Here is a 13620-nt window from a genome sequence, read left to right on the forward strand (position 1 = left end):
CCCTTTTTAGTTTTGCTAACAACCGAATCTTAAGCTGCGTTAATTCCATGCTATATTTTAATGACAGCGAATGCACTTTCTTAGGAAGCGTGCTTACCTTAGAAATGACTTTTGCTTATCTCATAATTTAAACGCATTCAGAGATACTCAAAAACCCATTTAAAAATATAATCTTTCTGCACGACTAATCTTATAAGGTTTTTAAAAAAGTCCTTTAAAATCCATGTGCCTTTGACCAAAGATTTTTAAGTAAAACTTGTCTTAAAAAAAGCTCGTGTATTTAAACACCAATTCAAATCAGTGCATTATTAAAACACCTAAGCCATCGCTAATAAGTTATATATATAAGTTTTAAACTACTCTAATATCTAAGTTTAGAAGATCCTAATTTTATAGTAACTTCCTTTATCAGCACTTAAAAAAGGCTTCATTAAGTAGTGTCTCTTTACTGCAAAATTTGTGATTTACAATGATTATACTCGAGATTATATTCCATAAAAAAGCACCTTTATTTTCATAAAGATGCCTTTTAAATTTTAGTATGTACTTATTTCAGGGTCTTTTTCACCTCTACTTCCCTAAAGGATTCCATCACATCTCCTTCTTGTAAGTCGTTATAGTTCTTAATTTGCATACCACACTCGTAGCCTTTAGCTACTTCCTTAACATCATCTTTAAAGCGTTTAAGTGCCACTAGTTCACCAGTGTATACTACAATTCCATCTCTAATTAACCTTACACCACCGCTCCTGAATACTTTACCATCTGTAACCATGCAACCTGCAATCGTACCTATTTTAGATATTTTGAACGTTTGTCTCACCTCAGCATTACCAGTAATCTCTTCTTTAAACTCTGGAGAGAGCATACCTTCCATTGCATCCCTAAGGTCGTTTATTGCGTCATAAATAATTGAGTAGGTACGAATATCCACCTCTTCCCTATCAGCAACAACTCTCGCGTTACCTTGAGGGCGCACATTAAATCCGATAATGATTGCATCAGATGCAGTTGCAAGTAAAACATCCGTTTCTGTAATGGCACCTACACCCTTATGAATGATATTAACCTGAATTTCTTCAGTAGACAACTTCTGGAATGAATCCGTTAGGGCTTCTACAGAACCATCAACATCTCCTTTGAGAATCAAATTAAGCTCTTTAAAGTCTCCTAGCGCGATACGTCTACCTATTTCTTCAAGAGAAAGTGTTTTCTGAGTTCTCACTGACTGTTCCCGTTGTAGCTGTGTACGTTTTGCTGCTATAGACTTGGCCTCACGCTCATCCTGGAATACATTAAACTTATCTCCAGCTTGTGGAGCGCCATCCAGACCAAGAATCGATATTGGAGTTGCTGGACCAGCTTCCTGAACATCTTTTCCTCGTTCATCTTGCATAGCTTTAATCTTACCATGTCGAGGACCAGCAAGAACGTAGTCTCCTACTTTTAAAGTACCCGATTGTACAAGAATGGTAGAAATATAACCACGCCCTTTATCAAGAAATGCTTCTACCACGGTTCCTGTTGCAGGTTTGTTAGGGTTTGCTTTTAAGTCCAGTAATTCTGCCTCGAGAAGAACCTTTTCAAGTAACTCCTTCACACCAGTTCCTAACTTAGCAGAAATATCATGGGATTGAATTTTCCCTCCCCAATCTTCTACAAGCAGATTCATTTGAGCAAGACCATCTTTAATCTTTTCTGGATTTGCATCTGGCTTGTCAATCTTATTAATTGCAAACACAATAGGTACACCAGCTGCTTGAGCATGAGAAATAGCTTCCTTAGTTTGAGGCATTATATCATCATCTGCTGCGGCTAGAATTATAGCTATATCAGTAACCTGAGCTCCACGAGCTCGCATTGCTGTAAATGCTTCGTGACCAGGAGTATCGAGGAATGTGATTTTTTGACCACCGTCCAATTCTACACCATAGGCACCTATGTGTTGCGTAATACCTCCACTTTCTCCTGCGATTACGTTTTCATTTCTAATATAATCTAGAAGTGATGTTTTACCGTGATCTACATGTCCCATAACCGTTACGATAGGCGCACGAGTTACTAAATCTTCTTCCTTGTCTATGACCTCTGCAATACTTTCTTCGATATCTGCATTGACAAACTCTACTTCGAAACCAAATTCATCTGCTACGATAGACATCGTTTCAGCGTCAAGTCTTTGATTCATGGTTACCATCATTCCTAGCGACATACACGCACCTATAACTTTGTTAACAGGGACATCCATCATTATAGAGAGATCACTTACCGTAACAAACTCTGTTACTTGCAATGATTTATCGTCTGCTTGCGCTTGCTCCGCAGCATCCACTTTATCTCGGTGACTATCTCTCTTATCTCTACGATAACGAGCGGCCTTAGATTTAGAAGATTTACCTTGAAGCTTTTCGAGAGTTTCTCTTACTTGCTTCTGGATTTCTTCATCTGTAGGCTCTTCTTTAACAATGTTTTTACGAGCAGGACCGGCGCTAGCTCCAACGCTACCACGGCGATTGTTACTTGTGCTGCGATTGTTATTACCTGCTCCTGTCGCTCCAGGGACTCCTGGTTTAGCTATGCGTTTTCTTTTTCCTCTATTAGTATCTGCCGCTTTTTTCTTAGGCTTAGCAAATTGAGAGAGATCTATTTTCTTACCGGTGACTTTTAGACCTCCGAGTTTTTTGTATTCTGTTTTAATGATCTCAGATTCCTGACCTTCAGAAGTAGTAGCCGTTTGAGTAGGAACTACGGGACCCTCTACGCTTAACTCTGCAACTTTAATTTCATTAACCTGAACATTCTTTACTGGCTCCACAGCAACTTTAGAGACCTCTTTAGTCGCTTTTATTGCCGCTTCTTGTTTTTTCTTAGGCTTATACTTATCGGTAGCACTAAGATCTATTTTACCTTTTAAAGAAGTTCCAATTATTTTGGGCCTGTTAGACACCTGTGCGATTTCATCGGACGTTGCAACAACCGGCTTTACTGGATTTTTCTCCTTGGTTGTTTCCTCTACCTTGGCAGTAGGCTTTTTAACCGTTTCAACGGCTTTAGCAGGTTCGTCGGGAGTTTTCTCTGCTTTTTTACCAGCATTGAGATCTACCTTACCTACCTGTTTTGGACCATTAAGAGAAGCTTTAGCTTTGATAACCTCTTGTTGTCGTTTCTGTTTTTCCTCAAGTTCTTTTTCACGCTGCATTCGCAATTCATCTTGTTCTTTGCGACGTTCAGCACCTACTTCCTTTGAGGCAACTTTTTTACTTTTATCAGTTTGAAACTCATCAGCCAATGCTTGATAAACGCTTCCGTCTATTTTTGTGGTAGGGCGAGCCTCTATCTCAATTCCTTTGGAATTGAGATACTCCACCGCACGGTCTAGAGAAATATTAAATTCCCTTAGAACTTTGTTGAGTCTCATATTTTTTACTTCAGCCATAAAATGGTTCAGGATTGACTTTAATTTCTAATCTAATCTTCAAATTCTGCTCTCAGGACTCTAACAACATCTAATACTGTTTCCTCCTCAAGATCTGTACGTTTTATTAAGTCAGCAACGTCTTGCTCTAGAACACTTTTGGCAGTATCCAATCCTATCTTACTTAATTCTTCTATCACCCATCCATCGATTACATCTTTGAATTCGGTTAACTCAACATCCTCTTCGCCACCTTCTCTAATCACGTCTATTTCATAACCCGTTAATTTACCAGCTAATCTAATATTGTGACCTCTTCTACCTATGGCTTTTGAAACCTCCTCAGGACTCAAACGAACTTCAGCTTTTTTGGTCTCCTCATTGATAGTGATAGAAATTATTTTTGCAGGACTCAATGCTCTAGCAATATAGAGTTGCGTGTTCGTCGTAAAATTAATTACATCAATATTTTCATTTCCTAATTCACGAACAATACCGTGAATACGAGAACCTTTTACCCCAACACAAGCACCTACCGGATCAATGCGATCATCATAACTATCTACGGCTACTTTCGCTTTTTCTCCTGGCTCTCTAACCACTGCTTTAACCGAAATAACTCCATCAAAAACTTCTGGAATTTCCTGCTCGAACAGTTTTTCTAAAAATTTTGGAGAGGTTCTTGATAGAATAATGTTTGGCTTATTACCCCTTAGTTCAACACTTTCGATAATACCGCGCACATTCTCCCCTTTTCTAAAAAAGTCAGATGGAATCTGTCTGTCCTTTGGCATAATGATCTCGTTACCGTCATCATCTAATAGAATGATAGCACGATGTCTTATGTGATGGACTTCAGCACTGTAAAGTTCTCCTTCTAATTCTTTAAAATGTTTAAATATATTAGTGTTATCGTGTTCGTGAATTTTGGCAATTAAATTTTGTCTTAGCGCTAAAATTGCACGTCTACCCAACTGAACCAACTTCACTTCCTCCGCAACATCTTCACCTACTTCGTAATCTGGTTCGATTTTCTGAGCTTCCGTAAGCGATATTTCCGAATTATCGTCTTCCACTTCATCATCTGCGACAACAACTCGGTTACGCCAGATCTCTAAATCTCCTTTATCTGGATTGATAATAATATCAAAGTTGTCGTCTTCACCATACTTTCTTTTCAAAGCGGCTCTAAATACATCTTCTAAGATCGCCATCAAGGTGACACGATCTATCATTTTATCATCTTTAAACTCAGAAAAAGACTCGATCAATGCGAGATTTTCCATACTCCTTTTTAATTAAATTTTACAACAACTTTTGCTTGCTTGATATCTTCGTATTTCAAAGTCCACTCTTTTTCGACAGTGACTTTACCCTTACCTACGGGTTTTGGTTCACGAGCTTTCCATATAATAGTAACACCTTCCTCATCAGCGACCGTTAAAAGACCTGTTTCTGTTCTTTTATCCCGATCGACAATTTGTATGTCTCTACCTATATTTTTGATAAACTGTCTTGGAGAATTCAAAGGAGAAGAAGCACCCGCACTGAGAACTTCTATAGAAAAATCAAATTCTTCTCGATCTAAATTATGCTCCACAGCTCTTGAAAAAAACATACAATCTGACAGCATCACACCATCATCTCCATCAATAATGACCTTTATTTCATTACCGGAACCCATTTTAAAATCTATTAAAAATAGGTCTGGACGCTCTTCAAAAGCCTCTTTTAATAATTCTTCTACTTTCTCTTTCAACATACTTATAAAAAGAGGGGACTTTTTGTCCCCTCATACCTGTTTAAATACTTTGCAAATATACTGTTTTTTTAAGCATTTCCAAAGGCTTAGCAAACAGAGTGATAAAGTTGATTTTTTTTGTATCTTTAAGTGATTAAAAACAACCCCTATGAAAAAAATTATTGTCCCCACAGACTTTTCAATTCAAGCAGAAAACGCCTTAAGAGTAGCGGCAGACATTGCGCGCGAAAACAATGGAGAATTGTTTTTATTGCACCAACTGGACTTGCCACTTCATCTAGCAAACACCACAAGCTCTAACCTTCCAGAGGCCTTGTTTTTTATGAAATTAGCAAAGAAAAAGTTTGACGATCTTTTAAAGGCCGACTTCTTACACGACGTAATAATTCATGGTGACGTAGAGACGGGGGCTGCTTTTAGTGGTATCATGGACACGGTAAAACGTCACAAAGCAGACCTTATAGTAATGGGTAGTCATGGAGCTGAAGGAATGCGAAATCTATTTATAGGCTCTAATGCTGAAAAAGTAGTACGCAGTTCTGAAATCCCAGTCCTTGTCGTAAAAGACAGAAAAAATAGACTAGACGTAAACGACTTTGTTTTTGCAACAGATTTAGACCCTAATTCTACAAGCGCCTTAAAAGAAGCTGATGCTTTTGCAAAAAATACCAACTGTAATTTGCATCTCTTATACGTAAATACACCATCAAATTTCTTAAGTACAAGAGAAGCTGAGGCCAAAGTTAGTGAGTATTTGAAAAATGTAAATGTAAAACCCGCAGAATACATTATCTACAACGACTCCTCCATTGAAGAAGGCGTTTTTAATTATACAAAAGATGTAAAGGGGGATTTAATAGGGATGGCGACACATGGCCGTCGCGGGTTGTCGCACTTTTTTAACGGCAGCGTAAGTGAGGATGTAGTGAACCACTCCAGTTTACCTGTCATTACTTTTAGAATCAAATAATTTCTTGATGTTTCCGCTTTCGCGAAAGCGGTATGGCACTACTCTTTAGATAAGTAAAATCCTCACTCCTAATGGAATCAGGATTTTTTATGTCACATTATAGTTTAGAGCACAAAAATGGAACACTCCAATATCGCTAAGTATTCGATTCTTTCAAGCGGTTATTTAGGCTCTCGTAGAGCAGGAAGCTGTGCCAAATATTTTTACCCCTTTAATCTCTGTTTTGCGTTAATTGCTTCCATACCATGATCCCAAAGCAACCTGCTATAAGCAAAAATATGATTGTGTTTAGCTCTTCTGATTTACTCTTTAATTCTTCCCATTACTTATCTAGCTAAGCAAGTCTGTCTTTTATTGCTTAGTTTACTGCTCGTATATCACTGTCCTTTTGTTTGAGAAGGAACATTTATGCAGCAGTACATTCATTTGTGAAATTCTCTACCTTATTATAAGCTTTGGATTTGCGCTGTCCCTATATTCCTCCCAAGATTGAAACGTTTGAATAGTACCTGTTCCTTAAGATTGTACTTTGTAGTACTTCTCTTGGTATGTCTCTTAAAATGGATCTAATAGTGATTTGAGTTTCTTTTAAGTCGTTCACTCCTTATGATATATCTATAAGATTTGCCTCCGTTTTCATCTTAGAAACATGCATTTCTTGATGGTCTTCTCTGAGTACTTCGTACAATGGATAAGCCGCTATACGAAACGATACTTTAGGTAATGCATCGCCTTTTTTAATGCGAGCTGTATATTCATTTGACACCTCTTTATGACCTAAAAAAGAACCTTCCATATAAGCGGTAGCCACTCCAGGCCAACCCGTATATCTCATGTCCCATAAAAAACAATGAAGTCCCACTTTATGGGATAAAAGGCATTTAGGTGAAGGGCCACTAGGATATTTTAACTAAAAATAAGTCCAACTTAATAATAACCTACCTAAACTTAATGGAGGACCCTACTTACTAATTAAAGCAGTTGGTCTAATCGGTTTGATGGTGTTCTAGAAACTAATAATAACCGGTCGATTAAAATCAATAAGGTCCTTATCTCACCTTCACTAAAGAACCATTAAAATCTAATATGCTCAAAACATTTTTCTTAGGTCTCCAAAACAAATTCCTTTTCCAACTCTTCTAAAGACTTCCCTTTAGTTTCTGGCAATATCTTTAAAAGAATGAAAAAGCCCACTAGCGCTATGGCACCAAACATGAAAAAGGTGAGTGCGTTACCTAAATTAGACAATTCCCAAGGGAAAATTAACTGCACTAATGAACTGATTAAAGAATTGACAAAAGCAATGACACCTATCGCCAAACCTCTATATTTTAATGGATATAATTCTGATAACAAGACCCACATTACAGGCCCTAATGAAAAGGCAAAACAGGCTATAAAGCCCAAAATCCCAATAAATATTAAATCGGCATTAATAGAAGTCGCTGCTTCTAAAATAGCCCCGTCATTTTTATTGTAGATTTGATTTCCTACAGCTGATGTTACATCATTTTTAAAATCAATATCACTATCGTAACGTTTATCTGCAAGAGGTAATAATTTTGCTGCATCAGAAAATTCGAATTGGCTAATTTTTTCTTGTGATAGCTCATAAGTTGCTTGATTAAAGCCATAGGCGCAGACTAATAAGCTAACGGCAATACCTGCTGTACCTATCAACAATAAAGGCCTTCTACCCATGCGATCAATTAAATAAATCGCAACAAAAGTAAATAATATTGAAATGGTGCTTAATAAAACTCCTGATGAAAAAGCTGCATCTGTACCAATACCTGTTTGCTTAAATATGGATATTGCATAAAAATAAACAGCATTTATTCCTGTAATTTGTTGAAGAACTCCTACTATTAAACCTACCACCAAAATAAAACGCAAGGATCTTTTTAATAAATCCTTAATTTTTACAGGTGACTTATCTTTATTTGCGTTTATATTTTCTTCTATAGAAGTAATTTCTAATGCTCCTTTTTCTTCCCCATGAATCTGTACTAAAACTTCTTTTGTCTCTTTATATTTTTCTTTTAAATACAACCATCGCGGACTTTTAGGAACAAAATATAAAAAAATAAAATACAAGACCGCAGGAATTAATTCTACGCCTAACATCCATCTCCAAACATTTTCATCTGTAAGAAAGCTGCTGTCCGGTGTATTGTATTTATTAAAAAAATAATTACTTAAGAAGGCAGCAAAGAAACCAAAAACGATATTTAACTGTTGTAAAGAAACCAGCTTCCCTCTATTTTCTGCTGTTGAAATTTCAGCGATATACATGGGTGCTAAAACTAGGGCGGCACCAAAAGCCAAACCACCAATTATTCTTGCTACATACAGCATTTCATAGGACATAGCTACTGCAGATAATACGGCAGAAGTAGCATACAGAAATGCGACATAAAGAAGTATCTTTTTCCTGCCAAATCGATCACTTAACCTTCCCGAAAACAGCATAGCAAACATAGCAGCAAATGAAGGCGAGCTTACTACCCATCCAGACTGTATGGCACTTAAATCAAATTCAGGACCCGCAAAAGACATGACTCCAGAAATGATTCCTGCATCAAAACCAAAAAGAAAGCCACCTAATGATACTACAAAGGCAATAAAGACAAGTTTTTTATTCATGTATAGTAGTAATTATTCCTCGGTGTAATTTAGGCCGTAACCAAAATTATATAAGGGGTTTATAGATGTATCCCAGAAATTAACACCGTATTTCCCTTTGAAATCTTCTACAGATTTAGGCCAAGAATGTGGTAGTTTTCCTTTAAAATTATAATCTCCAAATAAAACTTCTGCAATTCCATCTCCTTCAGAACCCGGCAACCATGCAGCTACAAAAGCATCTGACTGGTTGATCTGATCTGTAGTGACTAATGGTCTTCCTGAAATTAAAATCACCACGGTTTTAACTCCTTTTTTTGTATAGGTAGAAATATATTCTTGATGGGTTTTACTCAAAGTTAGTTTTCGTTCACCAGCACCTTCTCTTATATCACCAAACATTTCGGCATACGGAGTTTCTCCTATCACAATAATAGCAATATCTGCATCAAAATGTTTCCCTGTTGCCTCTTTATCATAAACTACACTTCCCTTAGCTATAGACTTTATACCTTCTAAAATAGTAGTTGCACCTGAGTAATTTTCTTCCATACCTTGCCAGTTAATGGTCCAACCACCAGATTGTAACCCAGAATTATCTGCATGCTCACCAACCACCACAATTTTTTCAATCTTTCGATCAATAGGTAGTGTACGATCTTTGTTTTTTAGCAATACCAAAGATTCCCGAACAGCTTGTCTTGCTTTATCACGATGCCTTTTACTACCAATTTTAGGGATTAAACTAGGCTCTGGATAAGGGTTTTTAAACAAGCCTAACCTAAATTTCTGTCTTAAAATTCGTTTAACGGCGTCATTAATTCTCTCTAAAGAAACCGAATCTTTAACCACTGCACTATGTAAACCTTTTTGAAAAACGTCTAAGTCTCCATCAACAGCCATCACCATATCGACGCCAGCATTTACCACGTCATTTTTACCAAATCTAGAATATCCTTTCCAATCTGTTACAACGATACCATCAAACCCCATACTTTTTTTTAGGGTATCATGGATTAAAACTTTATGAGCATGCATTGCTGTATCGGATATGGTATTGAATGAAACCATAACAGCTCCTACTTTTGCTTTTACAGCTGCCTTATATGGAGGCAGTAATCGTTCTGAAATCTCTTTTATCGTTAAAGAAGTATTCCCTCCTTCTATGCCATAATCTGTAGCTCCATCGCCAATAAAATGTTTGGCGGTAGCCATTACCGTCTCTTTATCTTTTAAATTCCCTTGATGTCCTGCTACAGAAGCTGCCACCATGGTACTTGTAAGTTGTGTGCTTTCTGAAAATGCTTCATACACTCTTCCCCATTTTTCATTATAAGGAATAGCAATACAGGGAGAAAACGTCCAATTAAAACCAGTAGCTTGAGTCTCTATCGCAGTAATTTCAGCAGCTTCCTTTACCAAATCGGGATTTTGAGTTGCTCCCATGCCTATATTATGAGGAAAAATAGTGGCTCCTTCAAAAGTATTTTGACCATGAACTGCGTCTACGGCAAATAACAAAGGAATACCCAAACGTGTAGATAGGGCTTTTTCTTGCAAGGCTCTAAACCTATTTTGCCACCCTAAAGCATCTTCCCCTGGTTCAGGACCTTGCGTATGAATTACAGATCCAATAAATTTTATCGCTATGTCATTATCCGATTCCATGTCTTTAAAATGTCTTACCTGCGACATTTGACCAACTTTCTCTTTTAATGTCATTAACGACATTAAGGAATCCACTTTTCTTTCAATAATTAAATCTGAGGGTGCTTCTAAACTGTATTTACAAGATTTTAATAGCGAGATACAACCCAGCAAAAGAAATACATAACAAATAACTTTGAGCCTACTTGAATCCATAAAATTTAAAATAATTCGTTATGATTTTTTTGAAGGAACATATTCAAATATACACGAAAATTTAGGTGCAACTATTCTTTACAAACTGGCTACTTTCGGAATTCATGCTTTACCCAGTCTACTTCCATTACCCATTCCCCCTTCATCGGAGCGTCGGTAATTTTAGCAAAATTTAAAATGGCAAACATCTTTTCTGGGTAGTTATCACCTTCCCCTACATTTCGATATATTTCTTTACCATCTACTCTATAAACTAGATCACTGTCTTCCCATTCTACAGAATATTCATGATATTCATTTAAAGTAACGTCAAATCCTTTTCTCAAACTCCACCAATCACCTTTATCGCACTCGCCTAAGCTTTTAATAGCTCCGGTAGTAAAGTGATCTTTTTGGTGGTCTCCATGATGTTCAAAAATATCTATTTCTCCAGAGCCTGTTAATGGCCAGCAAATATTCTCGTCCGGTTCTTGTACTGGTGATTCATTATTTTGAGCCCCAAGAAGCCACCACGCAGGAAACATACTTGCTTCTCCATTACTGGCAAGTTTCAGTTTTGCGGTCCACTTCCCTTTAATAAATTCTTTTTTGTTTTTTGTAACGATCCGGCCTGCCATGTATCGAGTTTCTGGATGTTGCTTTCCGTTTTTATCAAAATTGTCGCAACGTATTTTCTCACCTATACGAACGACCTTCAATTTTAAGGAACCATCACTGACTTCTCTTGTTCCAAATGCACCGCCAGGCACATAGCAATGCGTCTCGTTATTCACCCAAATACGTTGATCTTGCCAATTATCGGTATTAAAATTTTCAAAGTTGTCTAAAAAATCAACTTCCCATTCCTTGTTTTCTAAAGCATTCAACTTGGTTTCTATTGGTTCCATGGAATCGTTTTTTTCCTCTGTTTTACAGGATGCGAAGCTTATTCCTATCAAAAGGAAACTTAACAAAGAATAATTTGATGTTCTCATATCTCTGGTTTTACAATACGCACTATGTCGGGAATTCAGTAAGCTTAAAGGTAAGAGTTTGATGTTCTCCTCGCACCTTATATAAATATTAAAATTTACTTATTTAAAAAGGGAAAGGGAAAAATCAGGACCCCGGCTATCTGAAAAGATAAGCTTAAAGCCTTAAGGTCTACAATGAAAATGAAAAGAGCTGTTTTAAACCATTTCTTTACGGTACTTTTTTTCTTTACTGTTTTATTTTTTCTCTCAACTCTTCCCTTAGTTCTAGAGCGGCTTTTTTAAATGATTCCAATTTATACCTATAACGTCCATAGGCAAGGTATTTAAAAGTGCTTATAACAAGAAAGTAGTTTTTTCATAATGTTGATTTAAGCTGCCGTTAGTTGAACTAGAAAGAGGCAAATTAATCTTTAATAAAAACCATTCAAGCTTTATTTAGTAGAGAAAAACTTCATCAAAAGCGTTCTTGAACACATCGAATTTCTTATTCTGATTTATAAATTAACCACTTAAATAACTGATGATATATCCATCACGAATCTTGCAAATAAAATGATCGCATTCAATGTTGTGCCGGCTTCAATATCAGTCTCTAATTGTTAACCATACCAATTGAAAATAACGGGAGTTCTCCTACCCATTAAGCCTCACAAATCCCTTTGGGCTGAGGCAAACTAGATACAAGCCTCTAAGAACACTATAATCTTAAAAGGATCATACTTGCACAGATTACAAGCAACAATTTCTCCTATGTAGAGACCTCACCCCAACCCTCTCCAAAAGAGAGAGAGAGCTATTCAAATCTATCATTTAGAAGTTCCAATATTATACAAACAGCTGATTTGTAAATAGTGTGGTACAACGTCTTAACAAACAAAAACGGGCTGTCCAGAAGTGGACAGCCCGTTTGTTCTAATACCATATGAAAAACAAATGGGTATCATTTATTTCATGTGCCTTGCAATCCGAACTCATACTTGATGCGTAACCCGATGATGTTCATACTAAGTTTATCCATCAGTGCGTTTCCAGAAGATTGTAAAGAAGCGTTAAGGCTGCTGTTATTTATAAAGTCCATGGGGGCGTTCGTGTTATAATCAATCAGGCTTGAGCCATTGTTCTCTAGTATATCATTAAGCCCGTATTCTACAAACACGCCAAAATAAACCCACTGATCAACTCCAAACTTCTCCTTAATCCCAATCTCAAAAAAAGCATTGAAGCTGTTATTGATATCCAGATCGTTTTCACCAAATTCGATGTTATTGAACGTACCAAAACCTGCAAACCTAGGCTCAGTTAACTCCCCGTTGAATCGTTCATAATAGCCAGAAGTAATAAGTGTGTTAGCACTTCCCTGAGAGGTAGGACTCATAAAGATGTTTACACTAGCCCCAGCCTTAGCATACCATCTCGTCTGATTTCCAAAGGACTCGTACTGGACTCCCACAGGAATGGATAATAACATGCTTTGTTGATTTTCAGAATAACGATCTAACGCATATCTAAATTCAAAACTTTCTCCTTCAACATCCACAGCATCTGATCGATCATTGTAACTCGATATGCTATTACTGGCTTGCATATAACTCAAACCTACTCCTGAATGAATACTCCATGATTTATTCAGACTGTAGGAAATCCCTAGATTAATTCCAGCGCCAGAATCAAAAGATGATTCAGATCCTATACCATCGCTAGAGTTGAGCTGCATAAAGGAAAGCTGTGCCCCCGCAGATGCTTTCCAGACTTCTTGTGCGCTAGCGCTATACATACCTGATAGCGATACGACTAGAGTTACCAATGATAATACTAAGAACTGACTCTTAAGTCGATTGCCTATTTTATAATTTACTTTATAATTATTCATAACAAGTAGTCTATTTAGTTTTTGATAAAGTTTACTGATACCGTTCTTTGAGAAGTCGCTAAAACCACTCTATAAAGTCCTACTGGAAGACTTGGCGATAGGCTTACTGATGAGTCAAATCCTTGTACTGGCAACGTTTTA

Annotated in this window: 9 protein-coding genes; 1 reads left to right on the forward strand and 8 read right to left on the reverse strand. The window is 37.0% G+C overall.

Translation table 11 applies throughout. The features are described 5' to 3' along the window. Nucleotides 1–547 precede the first annotated feature (547 nt). Genes infB through rimP form a run of 3 tightly spaced genes read right to left on the reverse strand, consistent with a single transcriptional unit; the run spans nt 548 to nt 5177 of the window. A complete protein-coding gene (gene infB, locus ACJAT0_RS06625; RefSeq protein ID WP_415181029.1) occupies nt 548–3436 on the reverse strand; it encodes a translation initiation factor IF-2 in 2889 nt (962 codons plus the stop codon). Between the two features lie 32 nt (nt 3437–3468). Beyond that, nucleotides 3469–4701, reverse strand: coding sequence for a transcription termination factor NusA (gene nusA, locus ACJAT0_RS06630; RefSeq protein ID WP_374003166.1), 1233 nt, complete (start codon nt 4699–4701; stop codon nt 3469–3471). Nucleotides 4702–4709: 8 nt separating this feature from the next. Further along, nucleotides 4710–5177 (reverse strand): ribosome assembly cofactor RimP, encoded by a 468-nt coding sequence (rimP, locus tag ACJAT0_RS06635; protein WP_374003165.1) that lies wholly within the window; start codon nt 5175–5177, stop codon nt 4710–4712. A gap of 148 nt (nt 5178–5325) precedes the next feature. Between rimP and ACJAT0_RS06640 the strand changes: the two genes are divergently transcribed. Continuing rightward, complete coding sequence (locus ACJAT0_RS06640) at nt 5326–6147, forward strand: universal stress protein (protein ID WP_415181030.1); 822 nt, start codon at nt 5326–5328, stop codon at nt 6145–6147. A gap of 604 nt (nt 6148–6751) precedes the next feature. On the opposite strand, the gene ACJAT0_RS06645 is transcribed toward ACJAT0_RS06640, so the two are convergent. The 5 genes from ACJAT0_RS06645 to ACJAT0_RS06665 form a co-directional block, all read right to left on the reverse strand. Continuing rightward, a complete protein-coding gene (locus ACJAT0_RS06645) occupies nt 6752–7009 on the reverse strand; it encodes a hypothetical protein (RefSeq protein ID WP_415181031.1) in 258 nt (85 codons plus the stop codon). Nucleotides 7010–7251: 242 nt separating this feature from the next. Continuing rightward, entirely contained in the window at nt 7252–8793 is a 1542-nt protein-coding gene (locus ACJAT0_RS06650; protein WP_415181032.1) for a sugar porter family MFS transporter, read from the reverse strand. Nucleotides 8794–8805: 12 nt separating this feature from the next. After that, nucleotides 8806–10503 carry a glycoside hydrolase family 3 protein gene (locus ACJAT0_RS06655; protein WP_415181035.1) on the reverse strand — a complete coding sequence of 566 codons (1698 nt, stop codon included), beginning with the start codon at nt 10501–10503 and terminating at the stop codon, nt 8806–8808. Nucleotides 10504–10724: 221 nt separating this feature from the next. After that, nucleotides 10725–11522: a family 16 glycosylhydrolase gene (locus ACJAT0_RS06660; protein ID WP_415181033.1), complete on the reverse strand. Its 798-nt coding sequence runs from the start codon at nt 11520–11522 to the stop codon at nt 10725–10727. A 1036-nt stretch (nt 11523–12558) separates the two neighbouring features. Next, complete coding sequence (locus tag ACJAT0_RS06665) at nt 12559–13479, reverse strand: hypothetical protein (protein ID WP_415181034.1); 921 nt, start codon at nt 13477–13479, stop codon at nt 12559–12561. Nucleotides 13480–13620: the final 141 nt, after the last annotated feature.

The sequence above is a fragment of the Nonlabens sp. genome (assembly GCF_047636915.1).
Taxonomy (GTDB): domain Bacteria; phylum Bacteroidota; class Bacteroidia; order Flavobacteriales; family Flavobacteriaceae; genus Nonlabens.

Coding starts and splice junctions, on each gene's coding strand:
- ACJAT0_RS06640 (WP_415181030.1), top strand. CDS start 5,326: ATGAAAAAAATTATTGTCCCCACAGACTTTTCAATTCAAGCAGAAAAC.
- rimP (WP_374003165.1), bottom strand. CDS start 5,177: ATGTTGAAAGAGAAAGTAGAAGAATTATTAAAAGAGGCTTTTGAAGAG.
- infB (WP_415181029.1), bottom strand. CDS start 3,436: ATGGCTGAAGTAAAAAATATGAGACTCAACAAAGTTCTAAGGGAATTT.
- ACJAT0_RS06650 (WP_415181032.1), bottom strand. CDS start 8,793: ATGAATAAAAAACTTGTCTTTATTGCCTTTGTAGTATCATTAGGTGGC.
- ACJAT0_RS06660 (WP_415181033.1), bottom strand. CDS start 11,522: ATGGAACCAATAGAAACCAAGTTGAATGCTTTAGAAAACAAGGAATGG.
- ACJAT0_RS06665 (WP_415181034.1), bottom strand. CDS start 13,479: ATGAATAATTATAAAGTAAATTATAAAATAGGCAATCGACTTAAGAGT.
- ACJAT0_RS06655 (WP_415181035.1), bottom strand. CDS start 10,503: ATGTCGTTAATGACATTAAAAGAGAAAGTTGGTCAAATGTCGCAGGTA.
- nusA (WP_374003166.1), bottom strand. CDS start 4,701: ATGGAAAATCTCGCATTGATCGAGTCTTTTTCTGAGTTTAAAGATGAT.